This window comes from Kitasatospora sp. NPDC002522, from assembly GCF_053595195.1.
In genome coordinates, this window is the sequence record NZ_JBSFXE010000048.1 from 1 (window position 1) to 14985 (window position 14985).

Annotated in this window: 13 protein-coding genes and 1 pseudogene; 6 read left to right on the forward strand and 8 right to left on the reverse strand. The window is 73.9% G+C overall.

Features of this window, described 5'->3' with window-relative positions:
• Positions 1–319: 319 nt before the first annotated feature.
• Positions 320–982: a carbohydrate binding domain-containing protein gene (locus ACWD4U_RS30060; RefSeq protein WP_363457812.1), complete on the forward strand. Its 663-nt coding sequence runs from the start codon at positions 320–322 to the stop codon at positions 980–982.
• 7 nt (positions 983–989) lie between these two features.
• Here the strand turns inward: ACWD4U_RS30060 and ACWD4U_RS30065 are convergent, their stop codons facing one another.
• Entirely contained in the window at positions 990–1694 is a 705-nt protein-coding gene (locus tag ACWD4U_RS30065; protein ID WP_363457814.1) for a class I SAM-dependent methyltransferase, read from the reverse strand.
• 308 nt (positions 1695–2002) lie between these two features.
• Between ACWD4U_RS30065 and ACWD4U_RS30070 the strand changes: the two genes are divergently transcribed.
• On the forward strand, positions 2003–3157 hold the full coding sequence (locus ACWD4U_RS30070; protein ID WP_363457817.1) for an ROK family protein: 1155 nt from the start codon (positions 2003–2005) through the stop codon (positions 3155–3157).
• Positions 3158–3206: 49 nt separating this feature from the next.
• Here the strand turns inward: ACWD4U_RS30070 and ACWD4U_RS30075 are convergent, their stop codons facing one another.
• Together ACWD4U_RS30075 and ACWD4U_RS30080 are read right to left on the reverse strand one after the other, a co-directional pair.
• Positions 3207–3848: a hypothetical protein gene (locus ACWD4U_RS30075; RefSeq protein ID WP_363457820.1), complete on the reverse strand. Its 642-nt coding sequence runs from the start codon at positions 3846–3848 to the stop codon at positions 3207–3209.
• A gap of 197 nt (positions 3849–4045) precedes the next feature.
• The gene (locus tag ACWD4U_RS30080) at positions 4046–4804 is read right to left on the reverse strand and encodes a GntR family transcriptional regulator (protein WP_449787351.1); all 759 of its coding nucleotides are present in this window, start codon (positions 4802–4804) and stop codon (positions 4046–4048) included.
• A 196-nt stretch (positions 4805–5000) separates the two neighbouring features.
• Between ACWD4U_RS30080 and ACWD4U_RS30085 the strand changes: the two genes are divergently transcribed.
• Positions 5001–5798 carry an exodeoxyribonuclease III gene (locus tag ACWD4U_RS30085; RefSeq protein WP_363457823.1) on the forward strand — a complete coding sequence of 266 codons (798 nt, stop codon included), beginning with the start codon at positions 5001–5003 and terminating at the stop codon, positions 5796–5798.
• Positions 5799–5843: 45 nt separating this feature from the next.
• Here the strand turns inward: ACWD4U_RS30085 and ACWD4U_RS30090 are convergent, their stop codons facing one another.
• Positions 5844–6800: a sigma-70 family RNA polymerase sigma factor gene (locus ACWD4U_RS30090; protein WP_363457826.1), complete on the reverse strand. Its 957-nt coding sequence runs from the start codon at positions 6798–6800 to the stop codon at positions 5844–5846.
• Positions 6801–6825: 25 nt separating this feature from the next.
• Entirely contained in the window at positions 6826–8073 is a 1248-nt protein-coding gene (locus ACWD4U_RS30095; protein ID WP_363457829.1) for an NAD(P)/FAD-dependent oxidoreductase, read from the reverse strand.
• A gap of 304 nt (positions 8074–8377) precedes the next feature.
• On the opposite strand from ACWD4U_RS30095, the gene ACWD4U_RS30100 reads away from it, so the two are divergent.
• The 3 genes and pseudogenes from ACWD4U_RS30100 (at position 8378) to ACWD4U_RS30110 (ending at position 10856) form a co-directional block, all read left to right on the forward strand.
• Positions 8378–9523: a lactonase family protein gene (locus ACWD4U_RS30100; RefSeq protein ID WP_363457832.1), complete on the forward strand. Its 1146-nt coding sequence runs from the start codon at positions 8378–8380 to the stop codon at positions 9521–9523.
• Between the two features lie 106 nt (positions 9524–9629).
• Positions 9630–9887: pseudogene (locus ACWD4U_RS30105) on the forward strand (AAA family ATPase); the annotation flags it as partial.
• Between the two features lie 564 nt (positions 9888–10451).
• Entirely contained in the window at positions 10452–10856 is a 405-nt protein-coding gene (locus tag ACWD4U_RS30110; protein WP_363457938.1) for a VOC family protein, read from the forward strand.
• A gap of 51 nt (positions 10857–10907) precedes the next feature.
• Here the strand turns inward: ACWD4U_RS30110 and ACWD4U_RS30115 are convergent, their stop codons facing one another.
• From ACWD4U_RS30115 to ACWD4U_RS30125, 3 genes are all read right to left on the reverse strand, one after another.
• On the reverse strand, positions 10908–11792 hold the full coding sequence (locus tag ACWD4U_RS30115; RefSeq protein ID WP_363457835.1) for a geranyl diphosphate 2-C-methyltransferase: 885 nt from the start codon (positions 11790–11792) through the stop codon (positions 10908–10910).
• 17 nt (positions 11793–11809) lie between these two features.
• Positions 11810–13060, reverse strand: coding sequence for a family 2 encapsulin nanocompartment cargo protein terpene cyclase (locus ACWD4U_RS30120; protein ID WP_363457838.1), 1251 nt, complete (start codon positions 13058–13060; stop codon positions 11810–11812).
• Positions 13061–13957: 897 nt separating this feature from the next.
• Entirely contained in the window at positions 13958–14941 is a 984-nt protein-coding gene (locus ACWD4U_RS30125) for a DUF3048 domain-containing protein (RefSeq protein ID WP_363457841.1), read from the reverse strand.
• Positions 14942–14985 lie beyond the last annotated feature (44 nt).

Genomic DNA, 14985 nt, shown 5'->3' on the forward strand with positions numbered 1-14985 from the left:
GTCGATGTGCTGTGGGCGATGCTGCGTGACAAGAGGCTGTTCACCTCCGCCCCGTCGGTCACGCAGACGGCTTGACACGATCATTGAGATTCCTATCAACGGCGCGGCACCGCCCACCAGCGGTTTTCACCAGCCGGACGCCGGACCCTGTTCACCGGGCGCCAGGTCGTCGGCCTCCGCGGGGTGGCCGGCATACCGGCTGACGCAGTGTCAACCGCCGTACGGTGAGACGCCCTTGACGGCGGAACGTCCGCTCCAGCAGGGTGGCTGCCGCTCCCCGCACCGCACTCCATCGACCTCCCCCACACCTGGAGATGGCATGCGTGCACCCCTGACCTCCCGCCGCCGCGGCGGCGGCCTGCCGATCGGACTCGCCGCCGGCGGCCTCGCGCTGGCGGGCGCCGTGTTCGGCGCGGCCGCCCCGGCGACGGCGCTCTCGCCGAACGTCGAGGTGGTCCGCAACGGCGGGTTCAACCAGGGCAACCGAATGGTGTTCTGGTCCTGCGAGTCCGGCACCGTCGCGCCGTTCCACAGCGACGAGCTGGGCTACGGCCTGCAGGGCTTCCCCGGACCGGACGCCTACTCGGGCTGCACCCAGCAGGTCCCGGTCGAGCCGAACGCCACCTACCGGATGCAGGCGACCGTCGCCGGCCCGTACGCCTTCGTCGGCACCACCGGCGCGGGCACCACCGACCTGACGCTGTGGTCGTCCACCATCGGCTGGAACACCCTGTCCGGGACGGTCACCACCGGGCCCGCCACCACCTCACTGACCGTCTACTTCCACGGCTGGTACGGCCAGGGCCCCTACCAGGTGGCCCGCGTCTCGCTGGTCGGCCCCGGCACCCCGCCCGACCCGTGCGCGCCCATCCCACCGACCGCCACGACCGGCCCGACCGGCCCGACCGCAACGCCCACGGCCACCGCCGTCAGCACGCCGACGCCCAGTTGCAGCTCCACGCCGTACCCCTCCACCACCTGACCGCGGGTCAGCGCAGCGCCCACACCGTGGTGGTCTTGACCGAGGCGTCCTCCAGGTCCGCGGCGACCGGGACGCGGTACTCGGCGAGCGCGGTGAAGTGCTCGCGCGGCAGGTAGGCCCGCCCGGGGTCGCCGACCACCACGGTGGCGCCCCGGGCGGCGGCGCGGTGCAGGAACGGCAGGAAGCGGGCGGCCATGGCGCGTTCGTAGAAGACGTCGCCGGCCAGCACGACCTGGCAGCCCTCGCCGTCGCCGTCCAGCACGTCGGCGAGTTCGGCGGCGATCCGGACGCCGTTGGCGGCGGCGTTGACGGCGATCGAGGCGACCGCGTAGGCGTCGATCTCGGCGGCCCGCACCTCCTGCGCGCCGCGCAGCGCGGCGGCCACCGCGACCAGTCCGGAACCGGCCGCGAGGTCCAGCACGGTTCGACCGGCCACCAGTTCGGGGTGGTCGAGCACGTACCGGGCGACCGCGACCCCGCCCGCCCAGGGGAACGCCCAGAACGGCGGCGGCAGTCCGATCTCCCCGCGCGCCCGCTCGGTGGTCTCCCACAGGTCGATGGCGTCCTCGGCCATGTGCAGCCGCACCTCGGGCACGAACGGCACCGGCCCGGGCCGGGTGTGCGCCCGGACGAAGTCGGTGTCCGCGGACGTGGATTGGCTGGGAGCCGGGTACGCGCTGGCGTCCGGGCGGGTGACTGCGTCGTTCCGCATGCCGTGAGTCTAGGGGGCACCGGATGTCCGGAAGATCCGCCTCCGCTCCCGCATGGTGCCGCCGGAGGGTCACCGGGCGATCACAGACCACGTACCGTTTCGATACCGAAGCCGTTATGAGCTGCGGAAACGCTCGCTCCCGAGGGGGTGCCCGAGTACGATCCGGGCAGACGTCCCGGTGGTGCCGCAGGCTGGCGCCGCGCCGAGGCGAGGGCTCCACGCGGGCGCGTCCGGCACACACGCCGGTGGCGGGCCGCGCTCACGGCACCGCGCGCCAGGGCAGTCGCGCGAAGCGGAAGGGCAGCGACTTGGCGGATCGGCTCACCGGAGGGGACTCCTCACTGCTGCGGCGGATCAACGCGGCGGTCACCCTGCGGGCGTTGCGCGACGGGCAGGCGGTCACCCTGACCCAACTGGTCGGCGACACCGGGCTGTCCCGGCCCACCGTCGAGGGCGTGATCGAGGGGCTGCTGGAGGCCGGGCTGGTCGCCGAGGTGGAGCACGGGCAGGAGACGGGCCGTCAGCGCGGCCGTCCGGCGCGCTGGTTCCGCTTCCGCGCCGAGGCCGGACACGTGCTCGGCATCGAGATCGGCGTGCACGACATCCGGGTGGTGCTCGCCGACCTGGCCGGCGAGGTGCTCACCACCTTCTCGAAGCCGGCCGACGAGTCGCTGGACGCCGAGGACCGGCTGACCCTGGTCCGCACCACCGTCGCCGAGGTGCTGCGCAAGGCCGGCGTCTCCCGGGACAACCTGTGGGTGGTCGCCGTCGGCACGCCCGGCATCGTCGACCGCGAAGGCACCGTCCGGCTCGGCACCGCGATGCCCGGCTGGACCGGCCTCGACCTCGGCGCCCGGCTGCGCCGCTCGTTCCGCTGCCCGGTGGTGATCGAGAACGACGCCAACCTGGCGGCGATCGCCGAGCACTGGAAGGGCGCCGCGGTCGGCAAGGGCGACGTGGTGTTCGTGATGGCCGGCCTCAGCCCGGGCGCGGGTTCGCTGATCGGCGGCCGGCTGCACCGCGGCTTCGGCGGCGCGGCCGGCGAGATCGGCGCGCTCCACCTGCTCGGCCAGCAGGCCACGCCCGAGCGGCTGTTGTCCACCACCGGCAAGCCGCTCGACCCGCTGGACGAGGCGGCGGTGGCCCGGGTGCTGCGGCTCGCGCGCGAGGGCGACCAGGTGGCACAGGTGGCGATGGACCGCTTCCTGGGCCGCCTGGTGCACGACGTGACCGCGCTGGTGCTCGCCCTCGACCCGCAGCTGGTGGTGGTCGGCGGCTGGGCGGCCGGGCTGGACGGCGTCCTGGAGCCGCTGCGCGAGCAACTCGCCCGCTACACCCTGCGCGCCCCCGAGGTGGCGCTGGCCGCGCTGGGCTCCGAGGTGGTCGCGATGGGCGCGCTGCGGGTCGCCCTGGACCACGTCGAGGAGCAGCTGTTCGCGGTCGACCCGCCGCCCGCGCGCTGACGGGCCGTCGGCAGGGGGGCGCGGCCGGGGCTGCCGGCTACGGCTTCGACTACGGCAGGCAGAGCAGGTCGTACTCGCCCTTGAGGCGGTCGCGGGCGTGGGTGCGCATCCGGTCCGCGTAGACCTGGTGGTGGCGCAGGCCGTCGTAGCCCTGGTAGTCGGGGTCCTCGACGTCCAGGACGCCGGCGGTGTCGGCGAGGTAGACGTCGAAGCCGGGGTACATCAGCACCGCGTACGGCAGGTCGTCGATGTCGAGCGCGAACACCGGGTACTCGCCGTGCTCGTCGCGCTGCCCGGCCGGTCCGACCGACAGCACGCGCCGGGAGTCGGAGCCGCCGGGCAGCAGGAAGCACTCGCCGAACAGGTCGGAGAACGGGACGAAGCACCCGCCCCAGCCCTCGCCGAACTCCTCCTCGGCGATCTCGCCCAGGGTCCGCGGGGCGAGCGCGCCGTCCTCGTCGAACCAGCCGTTCCGCTCCAACAGCCCGCGGTCGTACGCCAGCCAGGCGCGCACGCTCGGTGGCAGCGGGTGGCCGCTGGGGAACGCGTCGACGGCGAGCGGCCGGGGGGCGCCCTCCACCCAGGAGCCGGCGAACCGGTTGTAGTCGAGGACCGGCCGCCCGGGGTCGACGGCTATCGCCGCGATCGCCCGCTCGACCAGTGCCGCCCCGTGTGCCGCGTCCGAAGTCATCGCCGTCCCGCCCCTGGTGTCCGTCCCGTCAATGCGCCAGACGGTAGTGGACCGGGGTGACATCCCGATTCTGACGGGGCGTCAGAATCGGGTCCTCCGGGATGACGGTTCGGCTTGAGTGACGGTTCGTCCGGGCTGGCGATTCACCTGGACTGACGGCTCGGCCGGACTGACGGCGCGGCCGGACTGACGGCGCGTCAGGACGCGGCGGAGACCGCGGTGGTGGCGACCTCGACGGTGCCGGACTCGCCGAAGGTGAGCTTGCAGGTGTCGGCGCGGTAGGTGGAGACCGCGACGGCGGCGAGCCGGCCGGCCGTGGCGTACTGGGTGGTGACGACCAGCACCGGGGTGCCCGGGGGGCGCTCGAGCAGGGCGGCCTCCTCGGCCTCGGCGACGCCGAGCTCCACCGAGCGGGACTCGCCGTCCACGCCGATCCGCTCCAGCTGGCGCAGCACGCCGCGGGCCCGGTCGTTCTCCTCGGCGAAGGCCGCCAGGTGCGGCAGCGCGACGGCCGGGACGTGCAGCGACTCGGCGGCGACGGTGACGCCCTGGACGATCCGCAGCCGGCGCACGGTGTGCACCTGCTCGCCCTCGGCGACGCCGAGGGTGCGGGCCAGCGCGGCGGAGGCCGGGGCGGTGGTGCAGTCGACCACCCGCCAGGCGGTGCTGCGGGCGGCGCCCGGCCAGCCCGCGTCGCGGCCGTTGACCGGGACGCCGACGCGCGGGGCGGCGATCAGCGTGCCGATACCGCGGCGGCGGACCAGGCGGCCCTCGAGTTCCAGCTGGTCCAGCGCCTGCCGGAGGGTGGCCCGGGCCACGCCGAAGCGGGCGGACAACTCCCGCTCGTTCGGCAGGACCTGGCCGGTGGAGAACTCGGTGTCCATGGTGCGCAGCAGCACCGTACGCAGGTGCCAGTACTTCGGCTCCGCCACCGCTGCGAGCGTTCCTTGCCCCACCGTGTCCTCCACCCTGAAGGGCGACGGCCCGGGAGCCTCCCCCGTTTTGGCAGGTGGGGAGGCCGGGCTTTATCCGTCCTTCTTTATTAAAGGTCTTTGCAGTAAGTGACAGTAGGGGGTGCCTCCGGAGATGGTCAAGACCAATGGTCGGCCTTGTGTCCGGCTCGTTGTCGGACGCTGCGGGTACCCTCGCTGGGTGCAACGAGTTACGACGGTCAACGTGAACGGAATCCGGGCAGCGGCCAAGAAGGGCTTCCTGGAGTGGATGGGCGACACCAAGGCGGACGTGGTCTGCCTGCAGGAGGTGCGCGCGGAGGTCGAGCAGTTCCCCGAGGTGCTGAGCGAGCTGGACGGCTGGCACGCGGTGTGGGCGCCGGCCGCCACCAAGGGCCGCGCGGGCGTCGCAGTACTCTCCCGCCGCGCCCCGGAGCGCACCGCCATCGGCTTCGGCTCGGCGGAGTTCGACTCCTCCGGCCGCTACGCCGAGCTCTCGCTGCCCGGCCTGACCGTCGCCTCGCTCTACCTGCCCTCCGGTGACGTGGGCACCGAGCGGCAGGACGAGAAGGAGCGGTTCATGGCCGAGTTCCTCGTCCACCTCGCCGAGCTGCGCGACCGCTCCGCCGCGGAGGGCCGCGAGGTGCTGGTCGGCGGCGACTGGAACATCGCCCACCGCGAGGCCGACCTGCGCAACTGGAAGGCCAACCAGAAGAAGGCCGGCTTCCTCCCCGAGGAGCGCGCCTGGCTCACCCGCGTCCTGGACGGCCACGGCTACGTCGACCTGGTCCGCCGCCACCACCCCGACCAGGACGGCCCCTACTCCTGGTGGTCCTACCGCGGCCGCGCCTTCGACAACGACTCCGGCTGGCGCATCGACTACCTGATGGCCAGCCAGGGCCTCGCCACCCGCTGCACCGAGGCCTACGTCGAACGCCCCGCCTCCCACGCCGAACGCTGGTCCGACCACGCCCCGGTCACGGCCGTCTTCGACGTCTGAACTGCCTGACCGCACAGGGCAGTTGAGTCGATCCGGGGCGGGGGATCACCACTCGGCGAGGAGCGGCTCGTCCCGCCCGTGCCGCCGCCACGCCTCGCCGAGGCGGACGAGCCGGGCCGGGGCGGCGATGCCGCGCACGGTGGTGATCCGGCCGCCCGTGACGTCGAACGTCACGGCGCCGGTGACCTGGTCGCCGACCACGAAGAGGATGGCGGGGGCGCCGTTGACGAGCGCGTAGTGGACGGCGGGCGTACCGCCGGCCAGTCGGCGTTTCGCGGGGGTGGGTGTGAAGCCGGCCCGTGCGACGGCGGCCACGCGCTCGGCGGTGTCGAACCGCAGCAGCTTCCGGGACAGGCCGGCCCCGTCGGAGATCGCGGTCGCGTCGTCGGTGAGCAGCGCCACCAGCCGTTCGGTGCGGCCGGTGGAGGCGGCGGCGAGGAATTCCTCGACGATCCTGCGGGCGGACGCCGGGTCGACTCCCTCGCCGCCGGGGCGACGCGCGGCGGCGATCCGGCGCCGGGCCCGGTGGAGGTGCTGCTGACTTGCGGACTCGGTGACGTCGAGGATCTCGGCGATCTCCGCGTGGCTGTGGGAGAACGCCTCGCGAAGCAGGTAGACGGCCCGTTCGACGGGCGACAGGCGTTCCATCAGGGTCAGCACGGCCAGGGAGACCGATTCGCGCTGCTCGAAGGTCTCGGCCGGGCCGAGCATCGGATCGCCGTCGAGCAGCGGTTCGGGCAGCCAGGCGCCGACGGTGCGTTCGCGGCGGGCCTGCGCCGAGCGGAGCCGGTCGAGGCACAGGTTGGTGACGACCTTGGTCAGCCATGCTTCCGGCACCTTGATCCGCTGCCGGTCGGCGGCCTGCCAGTGCAGGAACGCGTCCTGCACGGCGTCCTCCGCGTCGGTGGCGGAGCCCAGCATCCGGTACGCCAACGAGGCCAGCCGGTTCCGGCCGGCCTCGAACCGACCGGTGTCGAAGCGATCAGTGGCAGTGCTGTCCACGCGGACCACCTTAGGTACCCGGCGGCTACGCGACCGACCGCCGGGGGTTCGCCGGCACGCTCCCCGCGGGCACCCTCCCCGCGGACGCGTCAGGCGTAGCCGCCAGGCGGCGCTTGCGCCTGGGCAGGCCGAAGGTCGGGTGCGAGGTGGCCCACAGCGCCGTCCCGAGGATGCCCGCCTTGATCCGCGCGGCCTTCCGGCCACCCAGGTACCTCGGCTTCGCCCGCCCTTCGTCGTCGACCATCTGCAGGATCCCGTCCCGCCGCCCGAGGCTGATGTGGTTGCCCAGGTACTCCAGCTTGGTGCTCGCGATCCTGCGGCCGGTCAGGCGTCCCACGATCGCGGCCACGGCCTGCATGCCGGTGAAGCCGGCCGAGGCGCAGGACATCGGCAGCGGCCGGCCGTTGTCGCCGATGGCGTGGGCGCTGTCGCCGACGGCGTAGACGTTCGGGTGCGAGACCGACCGCATGGTGCGGTCGACGACGATCCGACCGTGGTCGGTGACCTCCAGCCCGCCGGCGGTGGCGATCGGGTCGACCGCGAACCCGGCCGCCCACACGGTGGCGTCGGACGCCAGGGCGGTGCCGTCGGAGCACCGCACCCGCGTCGCTTCGACGGCTTCGACGGTGGTGTGCTCGAGAACGGTGATGCCCAGTCGGTCGCAGGCCCGGCGCAGGTGGCTGCGGGCTCCGGCGGAGAGCGGGGCGCCCAGCGCGCCGCGGGCGATAAGTGTGACCGCCAGACCGGGCCGGGACTCGGCGATCTCGGTGGCGGCCTCGATGCCGGTCAACCCGTCGCCGACGACCAGCACGCTCCCGCCTTCGCGCCGCCCGGCCAGGCTGTCCAGGCGCTCGCGCAGGCGCAGCGCCGAGGGCCGGCCGGCGACGTCGAAGGCGTGCTCGGCGACGCCGGGGACGCCGTGGTCGGCGACGTGGCTGCCGAGCGCGTAGAGCAGTGTGTCGTAGCCGAGCTCGCCGCCGCCCGCTGTGCTTGGGCCGGCGTCGGCCACCGTGACGACCTGGCGCTCGGGGTCGACGGCGGTGACGCGGCCCAGGCGCAGCCGGATCCCCGTGCCCGCGAACACGTCGGCGAGGCGGGGCGCCTCGATCTCCTGGCCGGCCGCGAGCTGGTGCAGCCGCAACCGCTGGACGAAGTCCGGCTCGGCGTTGACCACGGTGATCTCGGTGTCCGCCGGGGACAGCCGGCGGGCCAGGGTCCCGGCCGCGTGGGCTCCGGCGTAGCCGGCGCCGAGGACGACGATGCGGTGCTTCATGTGTCGCTCCTGTCGGTTCGCTTGCTCTCGTGACTTGAGCGGGGCAGCGCCCCGATTCCTGACGGGAACGACGTGTGACCTGCGTCACGGACCGTCGGGGAGTCCGCGGGCCGCGCGGCGCCGAGGGGTGGCGTCTTCAGCGGTTTCTGACAAACCGTCACATACCGTGGCAGAAGGGAAGGTGGCGAGCTTCTCGTGCGCAGGTCACCGCCGACGGGATTCCCGCCATGGCCCTCCCCCGATGTCGGTCCGACTCCCGTCCGAGGTGGGGAGTCGGCCCCGGACCCCCAGGAGGCAGTACCTCATGCAGAAGATCACTCGGCTCGCCGTGGCAGTCGCCACCGTGCTCGCGGCGGCAGCCGTCGGCACCCCGTCCGCAGTGGCGGCGCACGGCGGCGAAGGCCACCCGCACGGCGGGCAGCACGCGGTGTTCGTCCAGACCGACAACCCGACGGGCAATCAGGTCATCGCCTACCGGCGGGCGGACGACGGGCAGCTCACCCCGGCCGGGACGTACGACACGAACGGCCTCGGCGGCGTGCTGGCCGGGTCGGTCGCCGACCACCTCGCGTCCCAGGGCTCGCTGACCTACGACCCGCGGCACGCCCTGCTGTACGCGGTGAACGCCGGGAGCGACACCGTCTCCGTCTTCGCGGTGGACGGCGACCGGCTGGCGCTGCGGCAGGTGGTCGGCTCCGGCGGCCGCTTCCCGGTCAGCGTCGCCGTGCACGACGACGTGGTCTACGTGCTCAACGCCCTGGACGGCGGCTCGGTCCAGGGCTACACGGTCCGCGACGGCCGCCTCCACGAGGAGGCCGACTGGAACCGCTGCCTCGGGCTCGACCCGAACGCCACACCCCAGTTCACCAACACCCCGGGCCAGGTGGGCTTCACCGGCGAGGGCTCCCAGCTCGTCGTCACCACCAAGGCGAACGGCAGCAGCCTCCTGGTGTTCGACCTCGATCACGGCGGCGCCCCCGCCGACACGCCCGTGGTCACCCAGCTGCCCGGCGCCGTGCCGTTCGCGTTCGTCCCCAACGGCCGGCACGGCCTGTTCCTGGCGGAGGCGGGCACGAACGCCGTCGCGACGTTCACGGTCCACCGCGACGGAACCGCCACGCAGGAGGCGTTCGCGGCCACCGGCCAGGCGGCCACCTGCTGGATCGTCGCCGTCCGTGACCTGCTCTACACCTCCAACGCGGGCAGCTCCACCCTCACCGGCGTGCGCACCGCCGACCACGGCCGCCAACTGACCGTCCTGGGCAACACGCCCACCGACCCCGGCACCGTCGACGCCGCGGTCTCCTCGGACGGCCGGTTCCTCTACGCCCAGACCGGCGTCCACGGCATCGTCGACGAGTTCGCGATCAACGACGACGGCTCGCTGACCGCGCTCGGCTCCCAGACCGTCCCCGGCGGCGCCGGCGGCGAAGGCATCGTCGCCTTCTGACCCCCGCACGGCAGTTCGCCGCCCGACTGCTCGCCGGTGCGGCTTCGCCGGGAGCAGGGCTGCGGGCCAGCGTGGTCGTGACAGGGCAGGTGATCGCGTGGGGCAGGTGTCGGACCGCAGTCCCGCGTCGTCGGGCGGAGCGTTCCGGTTCGTCGGCCGTGGGCGCGAGCTGGATCTGCTGCTGAACGCGGTGCGGCACCCGCCGGCGGTGGTGGTGGTCGAGGGTGAGGCCGGGATCGGCAAGTCCCGGCTGATCGCCGAGGCCACCGCCGTGCTGGTCGGTGAGCGGCGGCCGGTACTGACCGGGTTCTGTCACCCGCTCCGGGAGCCGCTCCCGTACGGCCCGGTGGTGGACGCGCTGGGCAAGGCCGGGCCATGGCTGCCCGCCGACGGCCTGCCGCCCGCCACCGGAGCCCTCACCCCGCTGCTGCCCGACCTCGCCGCCGCCGCTGGTGCAGATCGCCCGCCACACCCTGGCGGGCGGCGAGCGCCGGGACTGGCTGCAGGCGGCGGAGGAGGCCGCCGACCAGGCCATCGCGCCGTCGGCGACACCGGCACCGCCGCGACCCTGATCAACCGGATCCTCGACGAGCCCGACCTGGACCCCGACCTGCGCTCGCGCGCCGCGCTGGCGCTGGCGGGCATCGCGGCCAAGGGCGTGGACCGGTCGAGCATCACGTCGCCAGCGTCCTGCGCAAACTCGAGACCACGCGGAGGAACGTCGGAGCCAAGCTCTCCGAGGACGAGGCAGCCGGCTGAGCCGGCACCTTCCCGACCTCCCCGGAGGCGGCCGTGGGGAAGCGGCCGGGGCCGTCCCGACGTCGGGACGCCATCCGGGCGCCGAGCCCGCGTCGTGGCCGCGATTTCCGGCCGCGAGCGGCTCGCGACTGGTACAGGTGGTGGATCCACCTCCGAGGAAGGGCCGCACATGACCGGCGACATCGACGTACCCCGGCTGTTCCGCCTCACCGTGGAGGTGGACGACCTGGGCCGGGCGGCTGCCTTCTACTCCGCGCTGTTCGCCCTGGACGCCCGCGAACAGGGCGGCGGGCGCTGCTACTTCGACTGCGGCCCGGTCACGCTCCAGGTGCTGGACGTCTCCAGCCGCGGCGCGGTGCAGTCGCTGCCGAAGTCGCTGTACTTCACCGTCGACCGGCTGGACGGCGTCTTCGAGCGGGCCCGCGAGCTCGGGTGCCTCTCGACCGCGCCGGTGCACGGCACCCCGGGCGGACAGATCGCCGAACGCCCGTGGGGGGAGCGCTCGTTCTACGTCGACGACCCCTGGGGCAACTCGCTGTGCTTCGTCGAGGCCGGCACCGTCTACGGCGGTTGACGCCCTGCGGGCCCGGCGCGCCGACGGCGCACCGGGCCCGGACGGCCGGGGTCAGACCCGGTCGGCCGCGATCAGGACGTACTGGAACGAGCCGTCCTTGTACGACTCGATGAAGGCCTCCTCGATGCCGGTGACCAGCGAGGACGTGGCCCGCAGCTCCCAGTAGGGCAGCGTGTCGGGGGTCAGGTCGATCACGGCCTGCGGCACCAGGCGGTTGTCGGCCATCGCCCGCAGGTACTCGCGGCGGGAGTGGATGTTGCACTCGAAGTGGGCGTTGATCTGCGAGACCCACTTCGAGGGCTGCCCGTAGCGCGGGTTCCAGCAGCCGGTGATGGTGACGTACCGGCCGCCGACCGCGAGGACCCGCGAGTGCTCCGCGAACAGGTCGTGCAGGTCGACGTACATGCTCGACTCGTTGTTCCACGAGCCGGCCATCTGCCCGGTCCTGAACGGGGTGTCGAGCATGTTGCAGACCCGGGAGTGCACCTGGTCGCCGATGCCGAGCTCCTGGGCGCGCCGGTTGCCGAACTCGGCCTGCGTGGCGGAGAGGGTGACGCCCTCGACCGTGCACCCGAAGCGCTGGTGGGCCATCACCATGGAGCCGCCGCGGCCGCAGCCCGCGTCCATCAGGGTGTCGCCCGCCTTGATCGGGCCGAGGTGGTCCAGGAGCACCTCGGCCTGGGCCGACTCCAGCCGGTGCAGTTCGGCGATCAGCTTCTTCTCGTACTCGCTGTCGGCGACGTCCCCGAGGGCGGCGTGGTCGATCTCGCCGATGCCGTAGTGGTGGTGGTAGAGCCCGTCGACGTCGCCGAGGCGCAGGTTCACCGGCCTGGCCTCGTTGTTCCAGTAGCGGGCGATGTCGCCCTGGTAGGGGGTCGCGGGCGTCGGGACGAACGCGGAAGTGCTCGCGGCGGTGGCGAACTCGGTGCTGGTCACTGATGAAGGTCCTTTTCTTACCAGAAATCGGGCAGGCTGTAGCGGTAGGTATTGGTCTGGTGCCAGTGGTGGTTGCCGTCCACCCAGGCGGCCACGCCGCGCAGGAAGCGCAGCAGGTTCGGTGCGGGACAGGCGGCGGCGAGGGCGGCGGCCTCGGCCTCGAAGGCGTGCATGAGGTCGTTGTGGACCTCGATCGCCTTCAGGTAGCCGTCCTGGTCGGAGAGGCCCTCGCGTTCGGCGATCACCACGGGCAGGTTGAGGTGCCGACCCGGGCTCGCGAGTTCCTTGGTGTACGAGTACAGGTCGTTGACGAGCGTGGTCGCGTTGCCGGCGAGTGCGATGACCCGCTGGGTCGCGGGCAGCGCGTGCAGGTCCGCCGGCAGTTCGTAGCCGCCCACGGTGTCGGTGATGGTCGGGCAGGGGCGGAAGTTGTTGAACTGACGCATCGCCAGGTACTCCCACACCTCGGGCACGTGGTCGGTCTCGGCCCACGCGGCCTCGGCCAGGTAGCCCAGGTGCAGCCGCGCCATGTCGTGCCGGAACCGGTCGGCCTGGGCCGGGGTGGCCATCTCGGCGAAGTAGCCCATGGCGGACCGGTAGGCGCGCCGCGGTGCGTCCGATCCGAGCGACTCCGCCCAGCCCGGCGCGTACTCCGGCGTGGTGTGCAGCGGGTCGAGGGCGGTGTGGGCGAGGAGCAGCCGGCTGCCGAGGCCGACCGGCGAGCCGCCGTGGTCCTCGCAGTAGCAGTCGTCGACCGCGTTCTCGGCGACCATCAGGCGGGCGGCGAGCATCAGGTGGTCGACGGTCGGGGCGTCCGGGTGGCAGGCGACCATGTAGCGCCCGATGGAGAAGCCGTCGAACTGGCCTTCCCACTCGTCGGGGAACAGGTCGACCTCGTCGACCGCCCAGTCCTTGATCCGGCGGCTGACCTCCGCCACCCGGGCGGGATCGGGCTCCGGGACCGGATGGTGGTAGAGGCCCGGCACCGGGACGCCCTCCACCACGGCGGCGGGCTGCGGCGGCTGCGCCGGCTCGGCAGGCCGGGCGAGCAGGAGGCCCGCCGTCCCCAGCCCGCTGGGACCGCGCAGGATCCGCTCGAGTTCGGGACCGGATGGTACGGGCACGGCGTCGATGCCGGGCGGCGCGGGCGGCGCGTCCGCGGGCGCGGCAGCCGCGGCCGGGAACGGGGCGGAGGGCGGACCGGGCAGCGGGAAGGGGGCGGGTGCGGGCGGACCTGAGGGCAGGGAGGAAAGCCCGGGGTCGGGCATCCGTGGCTCCTTACGGGGAGGGTGGGGCGGTTCCGGCCGGGGAGGCCGACCGGGACGGCCCTCGGACGCATCCGCCGGACGGCGGATGCGCGGGGCGGCCGGGCGAACTGACGGTTCGTCAGTTCGCCGAGCGGGTCCGGCCCGGGGGCCCGACCGAGGCGCAGGGGGTGACGGGGCGCGGGATGACCGGCTGGTGGTCGCTGCGCGTGCGGCACTCCGGCGGACCGGCCGGTCCGCCGTCGGTGGCCGATTCGGCGCAGGGGCGGGCGCCCGAGCCGGTCGGCTCCGGGCGGCGGGGGCGGCGCTCGCCGCGATCGTCCGGGGACGTGGGCGCGCCGCCGCGTACCCGCGGGCGCGGGCGCTGCTAGCGGGTCGCCGCAGCGGCCGGTCGGCTCGGCGGTCTCGGCCCGGCCGCACGCGTTCTGCCGCTGCCGGGGCGAGCCGCTCCCCCGGAGGCGGCAGTCGGGCGCCGGAGCCCGGGAACGGTGTGGCTCCGGGCAGCCGCCGTGCTCACCCTCGACTGCGGCCGCCGCGGTGCCGACGCCAGGTCCGGACCGGTCTCAACGGTCATGGGGCGAGCGCTCCTTGAAACGAGGGGAGGCCGACGAATCGCCGGAAATCCCGGCCGCCGCGGCCGGGTCGTGGGGAACGCTAACGGTCCGTGCGCACGGTTCGCCCGTGAGGCCGCAGGTGTGTACCTCGATATGGTGATCCGCTCGAAGCGAGGTTTACCCGGGCGGCCGACGCCATTCGAGCCAGCCGACGCGCGCCGCCCCGAGGCACCCGTTCGCATCCAGACTGCACGGTGCCGCGCCCGTTTTCGCCGTCACCGTGACCTGCCGACACCGGTCCGCAGGACCGGTTTCCGGCCACCGTCGCGGCCGGCCGATCCGCGCGCTACGGCACCATGACGACCAGCACCGGCCCGGTGGCGAAGGGCATGGCGGTGCCGTCAGGGAGGGTGAACGCGGTTCCGGCGGCGGGGTCGGGCCGGTCCCAGTGGGCGGCCCACACCTTGCCGTCGCGGAGCACCTCGGCCGTGCCGGAGCCGGTGGTCCGGGTGAACACCTCGTTGTCGGGGTGCCCGGCGTTGAAGTCGGTGAAGTCGCCGGGGACGATCCTGACGTGCTGGACCACGACGGTCGCGGTGCCGGACCAGCCCGGGTGGCCGTCGACGGCGACGTCGTAGGTGCTGCCGGTGTAGCGGACGCCGAGCGCCGCGGCCGGCAGGTGCCAGGTCATCGCGTCGAGCGCGCTGCCGCCGCCCGGCGCGGGGCCGAAGGTGTAGCCCGGGGAGCGGGCCGGCACGGACGGGTACCGGGCGAGGATCTGGTGCGGGTCGACGAAGGTGGGGTCCACGGCGTGGTCGGTGAACGCGCCGGAGTCGGTGGCCGGGGTGACGTTCTGCAGGTCGGCCCGGTCGAGCAGCGGGAGCAGCCCGCTGATCGCGCCGCTGTACGCGAAGTCGAGCCGCCCGTACTGCTGGAGCAGCGGGATGTCGGTCTGCCGGGCGGATCGCACGGGGCCGATCAGCGCGGGCAGGTGGTTGGCGTCGTACACGGCGAGGAACCGGGACAGTCCGCCCTCCACCTGGATCCAGTACACGATGTCGGCCTGGGCGAGCCCCCGGTGCATCGCCTGGACCTGCGTGCCGACGTTGTCGATCTTCACGGCGAGGAGGTTGCCCGCCGTGCCGACGTTGTCGAGCGGGTTCCCGGCCTGGGCGGACGGCGTGGGCCGCTCGGGTGGGCCGCCGCAGCCCTGGACGGCGGCGAGCCCGAGGCCGGCGCCGACCGCCGCGAGCGGCAGGGCGACCGTGACGCGGGTGCGCCGGCTCCCGTGGCGGGCTGCCGGTACGCGGGCCGTGCTGCGGATGTTCACCGTTGCTCCCTGTCCCGTGGACGGATGCGGTGGTGATCGGCGAC

What these genes read in the sequence shown, in the direction of transcription:
- ACWD4U_RS30095 (WP_363457829.1), bottom strand. Translation starts at nt 8,073, where the DNA reads ATGAAGCACCGCATCGTCGTCCTCGGCGCCGGCTACGCCGGAGCCCAC.
- ACWD4U_RS30065 (WP_363457814.1), bottom strand. Translation starts at nt 1,694, where the DNA reads ATGCGGAACGACGCAGTCACCCGCCCGGACGCCAGCGCGTACCCGGCT.
- ACWD4U_RS30120 (WP_363457838.1), bottom strand. Translation starts at nt 13,060, where the DNA reads ATGCCCGACCCCGGGCTTTCCTCCCTGCCCTCAGGTCCGCCCGCACCC.
- ACWD4U_RS30100 (WP_363457832.1), top strand. Translation starts at nt 8,378, where the DNA reads ATGCAGAAGATCACTCGGCTCGCCGTGGCAGTCGCCACCGTGCTCGCG.
- ACWD4U_RS30075 (WP_363457820.1), bottom strand. Translation starts at nt 3,848, where the DNA reads ATGACTTCGGACGCGGCACACGGGGCGGCACTGGTCGAGCGGGCGATC.
- ACWD4U_RS30060 (WP_363457812.1), top strand. Translation starts at nt 320, where the DNA reads ATGCGTGCACCCCTGACCTCCCGCCGCCGCGGCGGCGGCCTGCCGATC.
- ACWD4U_RS30110 (WP_363457938.1), top strand. Translation starts at nt 10,452, where the DNA reads ATGACCGGCGACATCGACGTACCCCGGCTGTTCCGCCTCACCGTGGAG.